The following is an 18,299-nucleotide window of genomic DNA, read 5'->3' on the forward strand; positions in this document are numbered from 1 at the left end:
CAAATCACGCTCCACGGCTAGCCCTCCGACGACTTGCCACCCGAACGAGGTGCCCCCACGGTGGCCCCCGCCTTGACCCCGCCGTCCTTGCCGGCCGCCGGCGCCTCGAAGGACTCCAGCGCCTCCAGCACCGACTGCACGCGCGAGATCTCGGAGTTGATGTCCTCGCGGCGCCGCATCAGGATCTCCAGCTCGCGCTTGCCCTCCTCGACCGTGCGCTTCGCCTCGCGGATCGCCTCGGCCTTGAGCTCCTCGGCCTCCTTGACGAGCGAGTTCTTCTTCTGCCCGGCCTCCTTGAGCAGCCCCTCGGCCTTCTTGACCGCGGCGATACGGACCTTGCCCGCCTCGGAGTTGGCCTCCGAGACGATCTCCTTGGCCTGCGCCCGCGCCTCGGCGAGCTGCTCCTCGGCGGCCTTGACCAGCGCGTCGCACCGGTCGCCGGCCGACTTCATCGCCTCGGCCGACTCACGGCGCGCCCGCTCGTGCAGCTGCTCGATCTCGGTGGTGATCCGCTCACGCAGCTCCTCCGCGCGCTCGCGGATCGCGGTGGCGTCCCGGCGGGCGCCGACGAGCAGCTCGTCCGCGTCCGTACGAGCCTTCTCCACACGGGAGTTGCCCTCGATCGTCGCCTCCGAGACCAGCCGATCGGCCTCCTTGCGGGCCGCGCCGACCATGGTGTCGGCCTGCGCCTCGGCGTCCGCCGTGGTCTTGTGCGCCTGCGCCTGCGCCTCGGTGAGCAGCTTGTCGGCCTCGGCCGTGGTCTCCGTGATGAGCTTGTCGACCTGCTCGGCCGCCTCCGAACGCCGCTTGTGGGCGTCCTTGCGGGCCTCGTCCAGCGTCCGGTCGGCCTCCTCCCGCGCGGAGTTGACCAGGTTCTCGGCCTCGGCGTGCGCGTCCGCCCTGACCCGCTCGGACTCGCTGCGGATCCGGTCGGCCTGCGCCTGCGCGGCGCCCACCGTCTCGGCGGCCTCGGCACGCAGCCGCTCGGCGTCGCCGGATGCGTCCGCGATCAGCTCCTCGGCCTTCGCGACGGCCTCGGCACGCACCCGGTCGGCCTCACGGGCCGTCTCCGACTGCAGCCGCTCCGCCTCGCTGCGGGCCTCGGTGATGAGGGTGTCCGCCTGCGTCGCGGCGTCCGAACGGATGCGGTTGGCGTCCGCCCGGGCGTCGGCACGGGTGCGCGAGGCGTCCTGGTCGGCCTGGGACGCGGTCTCGGAGGCCTCCGTACGCACCCGCTGGGCGTGCGCGGACGCCTCCGAGCGCAGCCGCTCGGCCTCGGCGACGGCCTCCGCCATCGTCCGCTCGGCGAGCGCCTTGGCGGCCTCGGCCTCCTCGTTCGCCGCGTGGCGCAGGCGCGTTGCGTCCTCGCTCGCGCGGTCCCGCTCGGCGTAGGCGTCGGAGCGGACCCGGTCCGCCTCCTCCTCGGCCTCCCGGCGCGTGCGGTCCGCCGCGTGCTCGGCGGCGGAGCGCAGACCGGTGACCTCTTCCTGCGCCTGCTCGTGCAGCCCGGCGACGGAGTCCCGTACCTGCTGGGCGTGCTGCTCGGCGGCCGAGACCATCTCGGTGGCGCGCCGGTCGGCCTCCTCGACCAGCCGGATCGCCTCGGCCTGCGCCTCCTCCACGCGCTTGCGTGCGGAAGCCAGCAGTTCCTCGCTGCGCTCGCGGGCCCGCTCGCGCTCCTGGTCGGCCTCCTGGCGGGCGGAGCCGAGGAGTTCCTCGGCCTCGCGACGGCGCCGGGCGGCCTCCTCCTGGGCGCCGGCCAGGGTCTCCGACGCCTCGGTGCCCAGCCGCTCGGCGGCGGCCTGCGCCTCGGCCCGGACCCGGTCCGCGGTCTCCTGGGCCTCCGACTTGAGCCGCTCGGCCTCGGCCGCGGCCTCCGAACGCAGCCGTACGGCGACGGCCTCGCCCTCGGCGCGCGAGGCGGAGGCGTCCGACGCGGCCTCGTCGCGCAGCCGCGCGGCCTCCCGCTCCGCCTGCTCCTGGAGCGTACGGATCCGCTCGGCGGCCTCGGCACGCAGCCGATCGGCCTCCTCGCCGGCCTCGCGGCGGATCCGGGCGCCCTCCTCGCGGGCCTCGGTCAGCGCCTGCTCGGCGGCGGCGAGGCGCTCCTCGGCCTCGGTGTGCAGCCGGGTCAGTTCCTCGGCGGCCTCGGTCCGCCGGGTCTCGACGGCCCGCTCGGTCTCCGCGCGCAGCTCGCGCGCGGCCGTCTCGGCCTCCGTCGTGAGCGTCTCGGCCCGCTCGGCGGCCTCGGTGCGCAGCCGCTCGGCCTCCTCGCGGGCGCGCTCCAGCGTCTCCTCGGCCTGCTTGCGCAGACCGGTCGCCCGCTCGATGGCCTCGGCGCGGACCTTCTCGCTGTCCGTCGTGGCGCTCTGGCGCAGCTCGTCGGCGTCGGCCTTGGCCTTGGACAGCAGCTCCTCGGCGGACTTCGCCGCCTCCTCGATCTGCTGGACGGCCTCGCGCCGGGCCTCGGCGCGGATGCTCTCGCCCTCCGCGACCGCGTCACCGCGCAACTGCTCGGCCTCACCGCGCAGTCGGCGCGCCTCCTCCTGGAGCTCGACCGTCTTGGCGCGGTAGTCCTTGGTGTCGTCCTTCGCCGCGCCCTTGAGCTGCTCGGCGATGTCGTGCGCCTCGGCACGCAGCCGGTCGGCCTCGCTCTCCGCCTCGCTGCGGATCCGCTCGGCCTCCTCGGTGGCGGCCTTGGTGGTGTTACGGGCCTCCTCCGCCGCCTTGTTGAGGACGTCCTCGGCGGTCTTGGCGGCCTTGGACAGCTGGGTCGCGCTCTCCTCGGCGGTGATCGTGCGGGCCCGCTCCGAGGCCTCGGCGACGATCTTCTCGGCCTCGGTACGGGCGTCCGCGAGCGCCTGCTCGGCCTCGGCCTTGGTGCTCTCGGCGTCCTTGGTCGCCTCGCCGACGAGACGGGCCACCTGCTCCTTGGCAGTGCGCGTGCGCTGCTCGTTGGCGGCCTCGGCACTGGCCAGCGCCTTGGACGCGGCCGTCTCGGCCTCCGTGACCAGCTTCTCGGCCTCGGTCTGCGCCTTGCGCAGCGCCTCCTCGGCCTCGGCCATGCGCTGCTCGGCGGCGCGGCTCAGCTCGGCGGACTGCCGGCGCGCGGCGTCGGACTCGTTCGCCGTCGAGCTGCGCAGCTGCTCGGCGTGGTCGGCGGCCTCCTGGGCCTGCGTCGACGCGGCGTTCAGCAGCCGCTCGGCGTCGGTGCGGGCGCGGCGCAGCAGCTGCTCGGCCTCGGCGCGCGCGGACTCCGCCTCGCTCTGCAGCCGCTGGCGGGCCTCGCTCGTCAACCGCTCGGCCTCGGCGCGGGCGGCGGCCATGGCCTGCTCGGCCTCGGCACGCGACTCCTCGATCAGCCGGCGCGCCTGCGACTCCGAACGGGCACGCAGCTGCTCGGCCCACGCCACGTTCTCGTTGACGTGCGACTCGACGGTCTGCCGGCGCTCGGCCAGCTCCTGGTCGAGCTGCTGGCGGCGGTTGATCGCCTCCTGGTGCAGCTCCGACTGCAGCCGGGCGGCCTGCTCGGCGTGCTCCTGGAGCAGCCGCTGAGTCTGCGCCCGGACCTGGGCCAGCTCGCGCTCGGCGTCCTGGCGCAACTGGTCGGCCTGCATCTGCGCATTACGCAGCAGCTGCTCGGCCTGATAGCCGATGTCACCGCCCTCGAAGGCGGGCCGGGACATGATGGTGCGCCGCGCCTCATGCAGCTTGGCGCGCAGCACCTCGACCTGGTAGCCGAGGTCCTCGGCGTGCTGGATCGCCTTTTCCCGCTCGGTCTTCAGCCGCTTCATCTCGGCCTCGAACCGAGTGAGGTGGTCGACGTCAGCCGCCGGCTCTCGCTCCTGGCTCTCGTAGCCCCGCACTGCGCGGTCCATCCGTCCCCTGGTCGCAAGCCTGTCTCAAAGAGCACCGTCCATCCGCCGAACGGGGCCCCCGGGGAATGGTGTCAGATCTGCGGCGGAGCATGGGCTGCCGCCCCGACGCTCGCCCCCCGAAACCCGGACCCCGGCATGCGGTCGCCCTGGGTGCAGCGACGACCGCCCCCAACCCTACCGGCCCATATGTACGTCAGTCAGTGCTCAGGTGACTCAACAGCCGCCGATGTGACCAGTTCTGTCAGGACGCCATGGCAGTCCTTGGGGTGGAGAAAGGTGATCCGGGACCCCATCGAACCGCGCCGGGGCTCGTCGTACAGGACGCGTACGCCCTTCTCGCGGATGCTCGCGGCGTCCCCGTCGACGTCCGCCGTCCCGAACGCGATGTGGTGCACACCCTCGCCGTTCTTCGCCAGCCACTTGCCGACCGCCGAGTCCTCCCGGGTCGGTTCGAGGAGCTGGAGGTACGAGGCGCCCCCGTCGGACGTATCGTTGATCTTGAGCATGGCCTCGCGCACGCCCTGCTCCTCGTTGACCTCGGTGTGGAACACCTCGAAGCCGTACGTGGCACGGTAGAACTCGACGGTCGCGTCGAGGTCGTGGCAGGCAATCCCGATGTGGTCGATTCGCGTCAGCATGGTTTCAGTGCAGCGCTCCGGAGGTGGTTACGCAACGTGCGCGCGATCACACCGTACGCCCGATGACGGGGTGGACCACCGCTCAGTACATTCGACGTAAACCCTCGTTCACTCCTCAGCTCGTGCAGCTGGAAGGGGATCGCACCTCATGTCAGGAACGAACAGCACGACGTCGGTCATCGTCGCCGGTGCCAGGACGCCGATGGGGCGCCTGCTCGGCTCGCTCAAGTCCTTCTCCGGAGCCGACCTCGGCGGCTTCGCGATCAAGGCCGCTCTGGACCGTGCGGGGATCGGCGGCGACCAGGTGCAGTACGTGATCATGGGGCAGGTGCTCCAGGCCGGTGCCGGCCAGATCCCGGCGCGCCAGGCCGCGGTCAAGGCCGGCATCCCGATGAACGTCCCGGCGCTCACGGTCAACAAGGTGTGCCTGTCCGGCCTGGACGCGATCGCACTGGCCGACCAGCTCATCCGCGCGGGTGAGTTCGACGTCGTCGTCGCCGGCGGCCAGGAGTCCATGACCAACGCCCCGCACCTGCTGCCGAAGTCCCGTGACGGCTACAAGTACGGCGCGGTCGAGATGGTCGACGCGATGGCCTACGACGGCCTGACCGACTCCTTCGAGGGCGTCGCCATGGGCGAGTCCACCGAGAAGCACAACAAGCGCCTGGGCATCCAGCGCCCCGAGCAGGACGAGATCGCGGCGCTGTCCCACCAGCGGGCCGCCGCCGCGCAGAAGAACGGCGTCTTCGAGGCCGAGATCACCCCGGTCGAGATCCCCCAGCGCAAGGGCGAGCCGGTCGTCTTCAGCAAGGACGAGGGCATCCGCGCCGACACCACCGCGGAGTCCCTGGGCAGGCTGCGCCCGGCGTTCGCCAAGGACGGCACGATCACCGCCGGCTCCGCCTCGCAGATCTCGGACGGCGCGGCCGCCGTGGTCGTGATGAGCAAGGCCAAGGCCCAGGAGCTCGGCCTGGAGTGGATCGCCGAGATCGGCGCCCACGGCAACGTGGCGGGCCCGGACAACTCCCTGCAGTCCCAGCCCTCCAACGCGATCCTGCACGCCCTCAAGAAGGAGGGCCTGGAGGTCTCCGACCTCGACCTGATCGAGATCAACGAGGCCTTCGCCGCCGTCGCGGTCCAGTCAATGAAGGACCTCGGGGTGTCCACGGAAAAGGTGAACGTCAACGGCGGCGCCATCGCCCTGGGGCACCCGATCGGCATGTCCGGCGCCCGTCTCGTGCTGCACCTCGCGCTGGAGCTCAAGCGCCGGGGCGGCGGAGTCGGCGCGGCCGCGCTGTGCGGTGGCGGCGGCCAGGGCGACGCGCTGATCGTGCGGGTGCCGAAGGCGTAAGCATTCCCTTGTACGTCTGCATGTCTGTACGTCGGTGAAGTGAACGGAGCTGTGTGATGCAGGACGTCTCCTCTCTGGTGGCCCAGGCCAGGGAAGGCCGGCCGCGGGCCGTGGCCCGGCTGATCTCCCTGGTGGAGGGGGCGTCCCCGCAACTGAGGGAGGTGATGGCCGCGTTGGCCCCGCTCACGGGCAACGCGTACGTCGTGGGCCTCACCGGCTCGCCGGGCGTCGGCAAGTCGACCTCCACCTCCGCGCTGGTGACGGCGTACCGCAAGCAGGGCAAGCGGGTCGGCGTCCTGGCCGTCGACCCGTCCTCGCCGTTCTCGGGCGGCGCCCTGCTCGGCGACCGCGTCCGGATGTCGGAGCACGCCTCCGACCCCGGCGTCTACATCCGCTCGATGGCCACCCGGGGGCACCTGGGCGGCCTCGCCTGGGCCGCCCCGCAGGCGATCCGCGTGCTGGACGCGGCGGGCTGCGACGTGATCCTGGTCGAGACGGTCGGCGTCGGCCAGTCGGAGGTCGAGATCGCCTCCCAGGCCGACACCAGCGTGGTCCTGCTCGCCCCGGGCATGGGCGACGGCATCCAGGCCGCCAAGGCGGGGATCCTGGAGATCGGCGACGTGTACGTCGTCAACAAGGCCGACCGTGACGGCGCCGACGCCACGGCCCGCGAGCTGAACCACATGCTCGGCCTCGGCGAGAGCCGCGGCCCCGGCGACTGGCGGCCGCCCATCGTCAAGACGGTCGCGGCCCGGGCCGAGGGCATCGACGAGGTCGTCGAGGCGCTGGAGAAGCACCGCGCCTGGATGGAGGAGCACGGGGTGCTGGCCGAGCGCCGGAGGGCCCGCGCCTCCCGCGAGGTGGAGACGATCGCCGTGACGGCCCTGCGCGAGCGCATCGGCGACCTGCACGGCGACCGCCATCTGGACGCCCTGGCCGAGCGCGTCGTCGCCGGCGATCTGGATCCGTACCGGGCCGCGGACGAACTGGTGGCGGGCCTCACGCAGGCCTGAGCCCCAAGAGACGGGCGGCGGGCGGGACTTCGCAGTCCCGCCCGCCGCCCGTCTCGAGGTCTCTCCCCGTCAGAGGCGCCCCCGCTGCCCCCTCAGGTGCTCGGCGATCGGCTTCAGCGCGCCCGACAGCTCCGCCAGGGCCTCCGGCGACAGCAGGTCGATGAAGTGGCGGCGCACGGAGGCCACATGGTGCGGGGCGACCTTCCGCATCGTCTCCATGCCGTGCTCGGTGAGCACGGCGTACAGCCCCCGCCGGTCGGACTCGCAGTTCTCACGCCGCACCAGATCGGCGTTCTCCATGCGCGTGATCTGGTGGGAGAGGCGGCTCTTGGACTGGAGGGTGACGGACGCGAGGTCGCTCATCCGCATCCGCACGTCCTCCGACTCGGACAGGTTCACCAGGATCTCGTAGTCGTTCATCGTCAGGCCGAACGGCTGGAGATCCTTCTCGAGCTGGTACGTCAACAGCTTGTTGACCTCCAGGTGGGTGCGCCAGGCGCACTGCTCCGCATCGGTCAGCCAGCGCGTGGCCGTCTCGGTCTCCATGAATGAAGTCTACCTAAGAAGTTGAAAGGCGAACTAGAAAGAGTGGTGTGACGGAGGTGTGCATGCGTTCGATGTCACACTCCGCAGACTACCGCTCACAGCCCGAAGCGACGCTGGAGGTCACCCAGCTGTCCGGGAAGGCGCGGTGCGCCCAGGGGCTCACCGTGGCCGCCGAGTACCCCTCCTCCGCCCGGCACTCCCGGCTCGTGCGGGACCGCTCCCGTCGCCTGCTCCGCCATCAGCGTCTCGGTCGACTGGAGCAGCACCGTGCCGGCGCCGACGAACTCGAACTGGTGCTCCTCGCCGGAGGCCCCGCCGATGCCCGTCATCGCACGTAGACCGCCCATGACACCGGTCATGTAGCCGTGGTCGTAGTGATGGCACGGCGAGGGGCAGTCGGCCCAGCCGACCAGTGCCTGCGGATCGACCCGGATCGGCGGTTCCATGAACACCACCGGACCGTTGGAGGCGGCCACGAACTTTCCGTTTCCGATGAGGGTCAGGAAGCCCGGCACGATCGACTGCTTGAGCGCGAGACTTGGCTCAAAAGCGAGGAGGTTGCCCGAGCGAACGGTCAGATTGCCGTCCTGAAGGTCGTAGGAGTTCACGTCGAAGGCCCGGTCGGCGAGCAGCATCTTGCCCGAGCCCGCCGCCACGACCCAGTCGCTCGCGTGCAAAGGCGAATGGAACGACGTTCGCACCAGCCGGTCGAGCCCGCCGTGCCCGATCCCGTCGAACTGGATCGCCCCGTAGTAGGCGATCATCTTCCCCTTCTGCAGGAACCACTGGCTCCCCTTGAGCTCGACGCAGAAGGTGTACGCGTTCACGTTGTCGTCGCTCGGCAGCGTCATCGGGTCGTGGATCACGGGACCGGCGCCGGCGTTGCCGTATGCGTTCACAGCTTCTCCTCCGAGGCCTGGACGTACACCGCGCCGCTGCCGCTGAGTTCCAGCTGGAACGCCTCGCCGGAGCCGCGTCCCACCATGTCCCGCCAGCCCAGCGCGGTGGAGAGCTTGTTGCGTACGTCGCCGTGGTGGGCGACGTAGGCCTGGGGGTCGACATGGACCGGCCGCTGGGGCGTGACGGGCAGCTCCAGGACGCCGCCGTGCGCCATCACGGCCACCGCCCCGTGTCCCTTCAGGGTCGTGGTGAACAGCCCCTGACCGGTGACCTGGCCCCGGACCATCCCCATGACGCCGCCCTGGGCGCCCATGAACATGGTCCCCTGCTGGAGCGTGCCCTCGAAGGCGAGCAGCCGGTCGGCCTCGACGTAGAGGGTGTCGCCACTGAGGCGGATCACCTGGACGTGGTGGCCGCCGTGGCCGAACAGCACGGTGCCGCTGCCCTCCACGGTCATCAGGGGCGCGGCCTCACCGGCCACCCGCCGCCCGATCATCGACATGACGCCGCCCTGACCGCCCTGGATGTTGGGCGTGAACGACACGTCGCCCCGGTAGGCGAGCATCGCGCCGCGCTGGCTGAAGAACCGCTGACCGGGCACGACGGTCGCCTCGACCATCTTCGAGTTGATCTCGCGCAGACTCATCTCACACGTCCCCCGCGATCGTGTTCCGCTCGCTCGGCTGCACGTACACCAGACCGTCCCCCTCGAACCGGATCTGGAAGGCCTCGCCCCCGCCCTCGCCCATGAACGTGCGGGAGGTCACGCCGGACTGGAAGGACTGGTGCAGGTTCCCCTGGTGGGCGATGTACGCCCCCGGGTCGACGGTCAGCGGGTACTGCGGGCTTACCCGCAGCACGGTCGCCGGCCCGTCGGACATCAGGGCCGCCTGCCCGTGCCCCTCGACGGTCGTCGTGAACAGGCCGTTGCCCTGGGAGGCGCCGCGCAGCCCCGTGAACGTCGTCCCGGTGCGCAGCCCCCCGTCCGTCGCGAGCAGATTGCTCGACTCCACGTACAGCTTGTCCCCCTGGAGCGACACCAGGTTGATCTCGGACGCGCGGTCCGCGAACCAGCAGGTGCCCTGCCCCCTCACCTCCATCACGGTCATCTGCTCACCGGTGAGCCGCCGGGTCACCATCCCCCGCAGTCCCTCACCGCCACCACTCAGCTTCTTGAAGGCCATCTGCCCGTCGTACGCGACCATCGAGCCGTTCTTCGCCTTCACGGCGTCCCCGGTCATGTCGACGGCGAGCACCTTGCTCCCTTGGAGCCGGAACGTCGCCACGGTGCGACGTTATCGGCAGGGCGGGGGCCGCGGACAGGCCGGTCCGGCGGTTTGCCACAATGGGCGGGCGTTTGTGCTCACGTTCACAAAGCGACGACGACTCTCCCACCGAAGGTGACCCGTGGACATCAAGACCGCTTCCGCCCTGCGCCGTCTGCGCCTGGTCTCCGCCCCCGAGGCGGTGTCGTTCCTCATCCTGCTCGTCTGCTCGGTGCTGAAGCGGACGACGGAGTTCAACGCGGTGCCCGTGATGGGCGCCGTCCACGGCATCCTCTTCGTCCTGTACGTGGTCTTCTGGGCCGACGCCTGGAACCGCGCCAAGTGGAGCCCGAAGACCGCGGCCCTCTACTTCGTCCTCTCGGTCCTGCCCACCGGCGGCTTCTTCGCCGAGCGCAAACTCAAGCGCGAGGCCGAGGACGCGGTCGGCGCGGCCATCGCCGCCGGCGCCCGCAAGGAAGAGGTCGCCGGCGCATGATCGTCGCCTTCTCCGTGACCCCGCTGGGCGTCGGCGAGGACGTGGGGGAGTACGTCGCCGACGCCATCCGGGTCGTGCGCGAATCCGGCCTGCCGAACCGCACCGACGCCATGTTCACCTCGATCGAGGGGGAGTGGGACGAGGTCATGGACGTCGTGAAGCGCGCCGTCGCCGCCGTGGAGGCGCGCGCGCCCCGCGTCTCCCTCGTCCTCAAGGCCGACATCCGCCCCGGCGTGAGCGACGGGCTCACCTCCAAGGTGGCCACGGTCGAGAGGTATCTTGCTCCCGAAAACTGAGACAGCGCTGACCGGCATATGACCGGCCGGTAGGGTCGAAGCGTGTCCAAGCCTCTCAGTCTCCCCTTCGATCCCATCGCCCGAGCCGACGACCTCTGGAAGCAGCGCTGGGGCAGCGTGCCCTCCATGGCCGCGATCACCTCGATCATGCGCGCGCACCAGATCCTGCTGGCCGAGGTCGACGCGGTGGTCAAGCCGTACGGGCTGACGTTCGCGCGCTACGAGGCGCTGGTGCTGCTCACCTTCTCCAAGGCAGGCGAGCTGCCGATGTCGAAGATCGGCGAGCGGCTCATGGTGCACCCGACGTCCGTGACGAACACCGTCGACCGGCTGGTGAGGTCCGGTCTGGTGGCCAAGCGCCCCAACCCCAACGACGGGCGCGGCACGCTCGCCGCCATCACCGACAAGGGCCGCGAGGTGGTCGAGGCGGCCACCCGCGACCTGATGGCGATGGACTTCGGCCTCGGGGCGTACGACGCCGAGGAGTGCGGGGAGATCTTCGCGATGCTGCGGCCGCTGCGGGTCTCGGCGGGCGACTTCCAGGAGAGCTGACCCGGGGCAAGATCTCCCGGAACGGGTGGTTACGCTCGTCCTCATGAAAAAGAGCGTGCTGACCCGCTACCGCGTGATGGCCTACGTCACCGGTGTGCTGCTGGTCCTGCTGACCCTCGGTGTGATCGCCAAGTACCTCCTGCACATGGACGGTGCCGCGGACTTCACGCGCGTCATCGGCATCGCGCACGGCTGGCTCTACGTCGTCTACCTGGTCTTCGCCTTCGACCTGGGCTCCAAGGCGAAGTGGCCGGTCGGCAAGCAGCTGTGGGTGCTGCTGGCCGGGACGATCCCGACCGCCGCGTTCTTCGTGGAGCGCAGGATCTCCCGCGAGCTGGAGCCGGCCGTCGAGGACGCCGCTCCCGCCGTCGCCAAGGCGTAGATCCACCGCCGCGAAAACCGCCGCACGAACGAACGTGCGGCGGTTTGCCATCGACAGTTACTAGGACGTCCTAGTAAATTCGATGGTATGGACGACGCCATCGAGGACGGCCGCCGACGCTGGCAGGCCCGCTACGACGCCTCCCGCAAGCGCGAGGCCGACTTCACCACGCTCTCCGGCGACCCCGTGGAGCCGGTGTACGGCCCCCGGCCCGGGGACCGGTACGACGGCTTCGAGCGGATCGGCTGGCCCGGTGAGTACCCGTACACCCGCGGCCTCTACCCGACCGGCTACCGGGGGCGTACGTGGACCATCCGGCAGTTCGCCGGGTTCGGCAACGCCGAGCAGACCAACGAGCGCTACAAGATGATCCTCGGCAACGGCGGCGGCGGGCTGTCCGTGGCCTTCGACATGCCGACGCTCATGGGCCGCGACTCCGACGACCCGCGCTCGCTGGGCGAGGTCGGGCACTGCGGCGTGGCCATCGACTCCGCCGCCGACATGGAGGTCCTGTTCAAGGACATCCCGCTCGGCGACGTCACGACCTCGATGACGATCAGCGGCCCGGCCGTCCCCGTCTTCTGCATGTACCTGGTCGCGGCCGAGCGCCAGGGCGTGGACCCGGCGGTCCTCAACGGCACGCTCCAGACCGACATCTTCAAGGAGTACATCGCCCAGAAGGAGTGGCTCTTCCAGCCCGAGCCGCACCTGCGCCTGATCGGCGACCTCATGGAGCACTGCGCGGCCGGCATCCCCGCCTACAAGCCGCTCTCCGTCTCCGGCTACCACATCCGCGAGGCCGGCTCCACGGCCGCGCAGGAGCTGGCGTACACGCTCGCGGACGGCTTCGGCTACGTCGAGCTGGGCCTGTCCCGCGGCCTCGACGTCGACGTCTTCGCGCCGGGTCTGTCCTTCTTCTTCGACGCGCACGTCGACTTCTTCGAGGAGATCGCCAAGTTCCGGGCCGCGCGCCGCATCTGGGCCCGCTGGATGCGGGACGTCTACGGCGCGAAGTCCGAGAAGGCCCAGTGGCTGCGCTTCCACACGCAGACCGCCGGGGTCTCCCTGACCGCGCAGCAGCCGTACAACAACGTCGTGCGCACGGCTGTCGAGGCGCTCGCGGCGGTGCTCGGCGGCACCAACTCGCTGCACACCAACGCCCTCGACGAGACCCTCGCCCTGCCGAGCGAGCAGGCCGCCGAGATCGCGCTGCGCACCCAGCAGGTCCTGATGGAGGAGACCGGGGTCGCCAACGTGGCCGACCCGCTGGGCGGTTCGTGGTACGTCGAGCAGCTGACGGACCGGATCGAGGCCGACGCGGAGAAGATCTTCGACCAGATCAAGGAGCGCGGACTGCGCGCCCACCCCGACGGGCGGCACCCCATCGGCCCGATCACCTCCGGCATCCTGCGCGGGATCGAGGACGGCTGGTTCACCGGCGAGATCGCGGAGTCGGCGTTCCGCTACCAGCAGGCCCTGGAGAAGGGCGACAAGAAGGTGGTGGGTGTCAACGTCAACACCGGCTCCGTCACCGGCGATCTGGAGATCCTGCGGGTCAGCCACGAGGTGGAGCGCGAGCAGGTGCGGGTGCTGGCCGAGCGCAAGGCCGCCCGCGACGAGGCCCGCGTGAAGTCGTCCCTGGACGCCATGCTCGTCGCCGCCCGCTCCGGCACCAACATGATCGAGCCGATGCTGGACGCGGTCCGCGCGGAGGCGACCCTCGGCGAGATCTGCGACGCCCTGCGGGACGAGTGGGGCGTCTACACGGAGCCGGCCGGGTTCTGAGCCCGGCCGCGTGACGGAGGCCTCGCGGTCCGGTCCGTCAGCCGGCCCGCGACGCCCCCGCGAGTCCCAGCAGCAGGAGGCTGGTGAAGCTGCGCACCCAGGCCTCGTCCGCCGGTTCGTCGCTGACCAGCATGCGGTGCACCACCGCGCCCGCCACCACGTCGTAGATGAGGTCGACGGCGCGGGCCGCCGCCTCCGGGTCCGGTTCCGGGGGGAGTTCGCCGCGGCGCTCCGCGCGGGCGCGGCCCTCGTGGACCAGGCGCTTCTGGCGGTCCACGACGGAGGCGCGCAGGCGCTCGCGCAGCGCCTCGTCGCGGGTCGCCTCGGCGACCACCGCGATCAGGCCGTTCCTGGCCTCCGGGCGGTTCAGGATGGCCGCGAACTGGAGCACCACGCCCTCGATGTCGGCGGCGAGACTGCCGCGGTCGGGGACCTGAAGCTCGTCGAAGAGCTCGGCCACCGCGTCGACGACCAGTTCGTACTTGCCCGGCCAGCGCCGGTAGAGCGTCGTCTTCGCCACCCCGGCCCGCGTCGCCACGTCCCCCAACGTGAGCTTCGACCAGCCGAGTTCGACCAGCGCCTCGCGCGTCGCGGCGAGGATCGCGGTGTCCGCGGCCGCACTTCGGGGACGGCCCGTGCGGTGGGCGGGGGTGCGGCTGTGCATGGCACGACCATAACCGGCTGGTTGCCGGTGATCGTGAGGCACGTCACCGGGGACCGGTGTTGCGGGAGGGGCGTATGCCATTACGCTACGAGTCGTAGCGAAAGCTTGCGCGGGACGTGCGCGGGCGGACGCGCACGAGTGACGAACACGAGTGATGACCACACGGCGCCGAGTGGGGACCCGGCGCTTTTCACTTCGTTTTTCACACACGCGCCGTAACGGGGGAGGATAGACGTATGCAGCCACGGAACATGTCCATGAGCGGCGTCGTCGACCTCGCCGCGGTGAAGGCGGCCCAGGAGGCCAGGGCCAAGGCGGAGCAGGCGCGCGCCGAATCCGCCCGGCAGGGCGGGACGGGAGCCGTCTCCCCGGCCGACCTGGTCATCGACGTCGACGAGGCCACCTTCGAGCGCGACGTACTCCAGCGCTCCGCCGAGGTGCCCGTCGTCATCGACTTCTGGGCCGAGTGGTGTCAGCCCTGCAAGCAGCTGAGCCCGGTCCTGGAGCGTCTGGCCCTGGAGTACGACGGGCGCTTCGTGCTCGCCAAGGTCGACGTCGACGCCAACCAGATGCTGATGCAGCAGTTCGGGGTCCAGGGGATCCCGGCCGTCTTCGCCGTCGTGGCGGGACAGGCGCTCCCGCTCTTCCAGGGGGCCGCGAGCGAGCAGCAGATCCGCGAGACCCTCGATCAGCTGGTGACGGTCGCCGAGCAGCGCTTCGGGCTGACCGGCCTGACCGTCGACCCGGACGCCGAACGCGGCCCCGAGGAGGCCGTCGCGGAGCCGGCCGGCCCGCACGACGCGGCGCTGGAGGCGGCCGTGCAGGCGCTCGACGCCGGCGACCTCGGCGGCGCGGTGCAGGCGTACAAGAACGTGCTGAACGAGGACCCGGGCAACACCGAGGCCAAACTGGGCCTGGCCCAGGCCGAGTTGCTCCAGCGGGTGCAGGGCGCCGACCCGCAGCAGGTGCGCCGCGAGGCGGCGGACAACCCGGCGGACGTCGAGGCCCAGATCGCCGCGGCGGACCTGGACCTGGTGGGCGGTCACGTCGACGACGCCTTCGGGCGGCTCATCGACGCCGTGCGGCGCACGGCGGGCGACGACCGGGACGCCCTGCGGCGGCGGCTGCTCGAACTCTTCGAGGTGGTGGGCTCGGAGGACCCGCGGGTCGTCAACGCCCGCCGGTCGCTGGCGCGCGCTTTGTTCTGAAATCCGGACATGTGTCGGGGCGGGGCGAGAGCCCCGCTCTGACCAGTCGCTAAACGCCGGTACATGTGACCGCCGGGTGAAACTTTTGCTGACGTCATGTCAGGGCAGCCGCGTTTTACCAAATCTTGGCAATCGCGGCCGCTGTTACTCGGAGTAAATCGCGAGCGTTGTTCTGTCTGAATCCGTCCAGGCATCAACGACTTTGTTCTCCCCTTGGATGCCACCGAATGTTGCACCCCGGTGTCGCTGGGTCGCCGTTCGGTTACCCCGTCGTTACTGCCTAGTAATGACCCCCCTTGTGCGGGCGGCGAGAATGCACCACGATCGGCGGCGCTCGGTCCATTTCCGCACGCCGACACCCAGTCGGGCGGGCGGCCAATCTGGGTCCCCACCGGGCAGAGCCGGCGGCAGTGGCGCCGGCTCTAGGGCAGGGGGGTCTTCGCCACCGGTGAAGCCTGCCCGGCAGGGTTGTGCGTGATGCGTGTCAGGCGCGACCAGTGGTTGTCGCTCGGGGGTGATCGCCGGTGATTCGGGCGCGGTTCGCGCCTTCGAGCGCGGGCGCTCTCCTTTCCGAGGACGTAGCACTTCTCCCATCCCTGTGACCGGCCGAGCCGCCGACTGGGGCCAGGCCGGGGCCAGGAGATGTACGTCCGAGAAGGAGGAAATATGGAGTCCCAGGTGCGTGGCGGGACCAGATGGAAGCGGTTCGCTGTGGTCATGGTGCCCAGCGTCGCCGCCACGGCAGCGATAGGTGTCGCCCTCGCGCAGGGCGCCCTGGCCGCGTCGTTCAGCGTGTCCGGTCAGTCGTTCAAGGTGACGGCGGACCGGCTCGAGGGTGACGGCTTCGCGCAGTACGGCGCCCTCGACGAGGGTTACACGCTCAAGGGTGACAAGACGGTCCACCCGGTCGCCGTGTCGTCGTTCCAGCACGCCAACATCACCAACATGTGCCAGTCGGTGGTCACTCCGGGCATCCCGGTGCTCGGCTCCGTCAGCCTCGTGCTGACGGCGGGCAACAGCGGCACGCCGGTCAAGGCCGACAACATCTACATCGACGTCGCCGACCTGAACGCGGACGCCACGTTCAAGAACATCGACATCGGTGTGGCCGCCAAGGACGCCTCCAAGGGTCCGGGCATGAAGGGCCATGGTGAGCAGGCCAACCCCTTCGGCTTCGCGCAGCAGGCCGACAAGGCCATCCTGACCGACGTGAAGCAGACGGCGTGGGCCACCACCGCCGGAACCTTCAAGCTCAGCGGCCTGAAGATGTCGCTGCACCAGGGTGTCAAGGAGTGCTACTAAGCACTCGATGACGGGCGGGGGAGCCATCGGCGCCCCCGCCCGTCCCCTCTCCGGCCGCGCCTTCACACGCGGCACACATCACCACCACAGCACAACGCCGCACCAGGGAGCTGTTTTCCATGAGCGCCGAGACTCCTGCCGTATCCGGCCAGTTCACCCGCAGGAGGCAGCAGTTCCGCGTCTGGCGGGGCGAGAGGCCGTTCTGGTCCGGGCTGTTCGTCCTGCTCAGCGGGTTCCCGATCGCCTACCTGCCGTACGCACATCTGCAGATCGGCCACCTCACGCTGGCGATGGCGACCACGGCGGGCGCCGGGTCCCTGATCATCGGTGTGCTGCTCGTCGTCCTGGGCGTCAGCCTCTGGTTCCAGAAGCACGTACGGGTCTTCGCGGGTGTCGCGGCGATTCTGCTGGGGCTGGTGTCCCTCCCCGTGTCCAACCTCGGCGGCTTCTTCATCGGCTTCCTGCTCTCGCTGATCGGCGGGGCGATGGCCGTGGCGTGGGCGCCGGGCGAGGAGAGCCAGGCGCAGCCGGCCGGTGCGGGGACGACGGAGGCGGGCGACGCGGCGATGCATGCGAACGATCTGTCAGGAACGAGCCCGGCCAACGGGGCGAACGGGAGGCACAGTGCCGGCTGACGAGGTGACCCACGGGACTGATGTGGACGAGTCCTGTGCGAGAACCGGGCCGCGCCACGCGGCACCCAAGAAGCCGCTGTTCACCAGGTTCCACATGCCGACGGGCCGGACGATAGCCTCCGTGGCGATGCCGACCGCGGTCCTCATGGGCATGGGGTTCACGTCCTCGCTCGCCCTCGCCGACAGCGGGACGCCGACGCCGAAGCCGTCCAAGAGCCTGTCCGCGGACGACTACGCCAGCAATCTGTCCGTGGACCAGTACAAGGACTGCGTCGCGGCCCTCGACGGCTCCAAGGACAAGACGGACACGCCGTCGCCGTCCGCGAGCGAGGCCGACAAGTCCGACGGCACGTCCAAGGACGAGGCCGAGCCGAAGCCCTCGGCGTCGAGCGGCGGACAGGACACGCCGGGCACGCCGTCCTCGCCGGATTCAGGTTCCGGCGATGCCGGTACGCCCTCGCCGTCCGCCTCCCCCGAGGCGCCGGAGAGCGGTTCCGGCAGCACCTCCTCGGCTCCCTCGTCGTCCTCGGACGGCGGGCTGCTCGGTGGCCTGGGCGACGCGGTGGGCGGTCTGCTCGGCGGCGGTGGCTCGACCCCGTCGGCGAGCGCGAGCCCCACGCCGTCCCCGTCGGCCACCGGCGACGCCGCCGGCAGCGTCACCGGCTCCGTCAAGGACACGGTCGACCAGACCACCAAGACGGTCGGCGACACCGTGAAGGGCACCACCGACACGGTGTCCAAGACGGTCGGCGGTACCACCGAAGCCGTGCGGAAGGCGGCCGAGGCGGCGGCCTCCGGAACCGGTCCGGCGGCGGACTCCGGCGCGTCCGCGGACGGCTGCCCGGTCGCCACCGACGAGACCGGCGGCGTGGACAACGCGGTGCCGGTGGCGGACGACCCCTGGTACCTCAACGCCAGCTCGCTGCTCCTCAAGGGCGCCGACTACCAGGGCATCGTCCAGGTGAAGACGGCCAGCGGGGGCACCAAGAAGGTGCTCAAGTACGTCATCTCCGACGGCACCGACATCGGCGACCTGCACCAGACGGTGAAGGACAAGCAGTCCGGCAAGACCTACCACGTGCAGGCGGCCAAGGGCTCGACGTCCACGATCCGCGACGGCAAGACGGTGATGTACACCGAGAGCATCTCCGGCAACCTGTTCGGGCTGATCCCGCTGAAGTTCACCCCGGACAGCCCGCCGCCGCTGAACCTGCCGCTGATCTACTTCACCGACGTCCACGTGACCCAGGCCGCCCAGTTCGGCGGCAGCCTGCACGTGCCCGGCATGCACGTGTTCACGACCGACTGAGCGCGCTCACAGGCCCGTTCGGGAGCCGCAACGCCTGAGGGCGCCCCCTGTCGCAGGGGGCGCCCTCAGCGCCGTTCAA

The 18,299-nt window shown here is 70.9% G+C and carries 18 protein-coding genes; 11 read left to right on the top strand and 7 right to left on the bottom strand.

Annotated elements, in window-relative coordinates:
* Positions 1-17: 17 nt before the first annotated feature.
* Entirely contained in the window at positions 18-3,866 is a 3,849-nt protein-coding gene (gene scy / locus QFZ74_RS21790; protein WP_307624238.1) for a polarized growth protein Scy, read from the bottom strand.
* Between the two features lie 209 nt (positions 3,867-4,075).
* A complete protein-coding gene (gene mce / locus QFZ74_RS21795) occupies positions 4,076-4,516 on the bottom strand; it encodes a methylmalonyl-CoA epimerase (protein ID WP_307622487.1) in 441 nt (146 codons plus the stop codon).
* Positions 4,517-4,664: 148 nt separating this feature from the next.
* On the opposite strand from mce, the gene QFZ74_RS21800 reads away from it, so the two are divergent.
* Both QFZ74_RS21800 and meaB read left to right on the top strand, forming a co-directional pair.
* Positions 4,665-5,867 carry an acetyl-CoA C-acetyltransferase gene (locus QFZ74_RS21800; RefSeq protein WP_307622488.1) on the top strand — a complete coding sequence of 401 codons (1,203 nt, stop codon included), beginning with the start codon at positions 4,665-4,667 and terminating at the stop codon, positions 5,865-5,867.
* Positions 5,868-5,923: 56 nt separating this feature from the next.
* Positions 5,924-6,880 (top strand): methylmalonyl Co-A mutase-associated GTPase MeaB, encoded by a 957-nt coding sequence (meaB, locus tag QFZ74_RS21805; RefSeq protein ID WP_307622489.1) that lies wholly within the window; start codon positions 5,924-5,926, stop codon positions 6,878-6,880.
* A gap of 69 nt (positions 6,881-6,949) precedes the next feature.
* On the opposite strand, the gene QFZ74_RS21810 is transcribed toward meaB, so the two are convergent.
* From QFZ74_RS21810 to QFZ74_RS21825, 4 genes are all read right to left on the bottom strand, one after another.
* Positions 6,950-7,426: a MarR family winged helix-turn-helix transcriptional regulator gene (locus QFZ74_RS21810; protein ID WP_307622490.1), complete on the bottom strand. Its 477-nt coding sequence runs from the start codon at positions 7,424-7,426 to the stop codon at positions 6,950-6,952.
* Positions 7,427-7,521: 95 nt separating this feature from the next.
* The gene (locus QFZ74_RS21815) at positions 7,522-8,277 is read right to left on the bottom strand and encodes an AIM24 family protein (protein ID WP_373462492.1); all 756 of its coding nucleotides are present in this window, start codon (positions 8,275-8,277) and stop codon (positions 7,522-7,524) included.
* Positions 8,278-8,321: 44 nt separating this feature from the next.
* Positions 8,322-8,972, bottom strand: a complete 651-nt coding sequence (locus QFZ74_RS21820; RefSeq protein WP_307622492.1) for an AIM24 family protein — start codon at positions 8,970-8,972, stop codon at positions 8,322-8,324.
* A gap of 1 nt (position 8,973) precedes the next feature.
* Positions 8,974-9,612 (bottom strand): AIM24 family protein, encoded by a 639-nt coding sequence (locus tag QFZ74_RS21825; protein WP_307622493.1) that lies wholly within the window; start codon positions 9,610-9,612, stop codon positions 8,974-8,976.
* Between the two features lie 121 nt (positions 9,613-9,733).
* Between QFZ74_RS21825 and QFZ74_RS21830 the strand changes: the two genes are divergently transcribed.
* The 5 genes from QFZ74_RS21830 (at position 9,734) to QFZ74_RS21850 (ending at position 13,102) form a co-directional block, all read left to right on the top strand.
* A complete protein-coding gene (locus QFZ74_RS21830; RefSeq protein WP_307622494.1) occupies positions 9,734-10,087 on the top strand; it encodes a DUF3817 domain-containing protein in 354 nt (117 codons plus the stop codon).
* Positions 10,084-10,383, top strand: coding sequence for an MTH1187 family thiamine-binding protein (locus QFZ74_RS21835; protein ID WP_307622495.1), 300 nt, complete (start codon positions 10,084-10,086; stop codon positions 10,381-10,383). Before QFZ74_RS21830 ends, QFZ74_RS21835 begins: the two co-directional genes overlap by 4 nt.
* Positions 10,384-10,425: 42 nt before the next feature.
* Positions 10,426-10,935 carry a MarR family winged helix-turn-helix transcriptional regulator gene (locus QFZ74_RS21840; protein ID WP_307622496.1) on the top strand — a complete coding sequence of 170 codons (510 nt, stop codon included), beginning with the start codon at positions 10,426-10,428 and terminating at the stop codon, positions 10,933-10,935.
* Positions 10,936-10,978: 43 nt separating this feature from the next.
* Positions 10,979-11,317 (top strand): DUF3817 domain-containing protein, encoded by a 339-nt coding sequence (locus QFZ74_RS21845; RefSeq protein ID WP_307622497.1) that lies wholly within the window; start codon positions 10,979-10,981, stop codon positions 11,315-11,317.
* An 87-nt stretch (positions 11,318-11,404) separates the two neighbouring features.
* Positions 11,405-13,102 (top strand): methylmalonyl-CoA mutase, encoded by a 1,698-nt coding sequence (locus QFZ74_RS21850; RefSeq protein ID WP_307622498.1) that lies wholly within the window; start codon positions 11,405-11,407, stop codon positions 13,100-13,102.
* Positions 13,103-13,139: 37 nt separating this feature from the next.
* Here QFZ74_RS21850 and QFZ74_RS21855 read toward each other — a convergent pair whose 3' ends face one another.
* Positions 13,140-13,766 (bottom strand): TetR/AcrR family transcriptional regulator, encoded by a 627-nt coding sequence (locus tag QFZ74_RS21855; RefSeq protein WP_307622499.1) that lies wholly within the window; start codon positions 13,764-13,766, stop codon positions 13,140-13,142.
* A 236-nt stretch (positions 13,767-14,002) separates the two neighbouring features.
* Here QFZ74_RS21855 and QFZ74_RS21860 point away from each other — a divergent pair, with 236 nt between their 5' ends.
* The 4 genes from QFZ74_RS21860 to QFZ74_RS21875 all read left to right on the top strand — a co-directional run bounded on the left by QFZ74_RS21860 (position 14,003) and on the right by QFZ74_RS21875 (position 18,220).
* Complete coding sequence (locus QFZ74_RS21860) at positions 14,003-14,974, top strand: tetratricopeptide repeat protein (protein WP_307622500.1); 972 nt, start codon at positions 14,003-14,005, stop codon at positions 14,972-14,974.
* A gap of 666 nt (positions 14,975-15,640) precedes the next feature.
* A complete protein-coding gene (locus tag QFZ74_RS21865; protein WP_307622501.1) occupies positions 15,641-16,276 on the top strand; it encodes a DUF6230 family protein in 636 nt (211 codons plus the stop codon).
* A 119-nt stretch (positions 16,277-16,395) separates the two neighbouring features.
* Positions 16,396-16,911: a DUF6114 domain-containing protein gene (locus QFZ74_RS21870; protein ID WP_307622502.1), complete on the top strand. Its 516-nt coding sequence runs from the start codon at positions 16,396-16,398 to the stop codon at positions 16,909-16,911.
* Positions 16,901-18,220, top strand: a complete 1,320-nt coding sequence (locus QFZ74_RS21875) for a hypothetical protein (RefSeq protein WP_307622503.1) — start codon at positions 16,901-16,903, stop codon at positions 18,218-18,220. Before QFZ74_RS21870 ends, QFZ74_RS21875 begins: the two co-directional genes overlap by 11 nt.
* Positions 18,221-18,299: the final 79 nt, after the last annotated feature.

Source organism: Streptomyces sp. V3I7 (assembly GCF_030817495.1).
Taxonomy (GTDB): Bacteria; Actinomycetota; Actinomycetes; order Streptomycetales; family Streptomycetaceae; genus Streptomyces.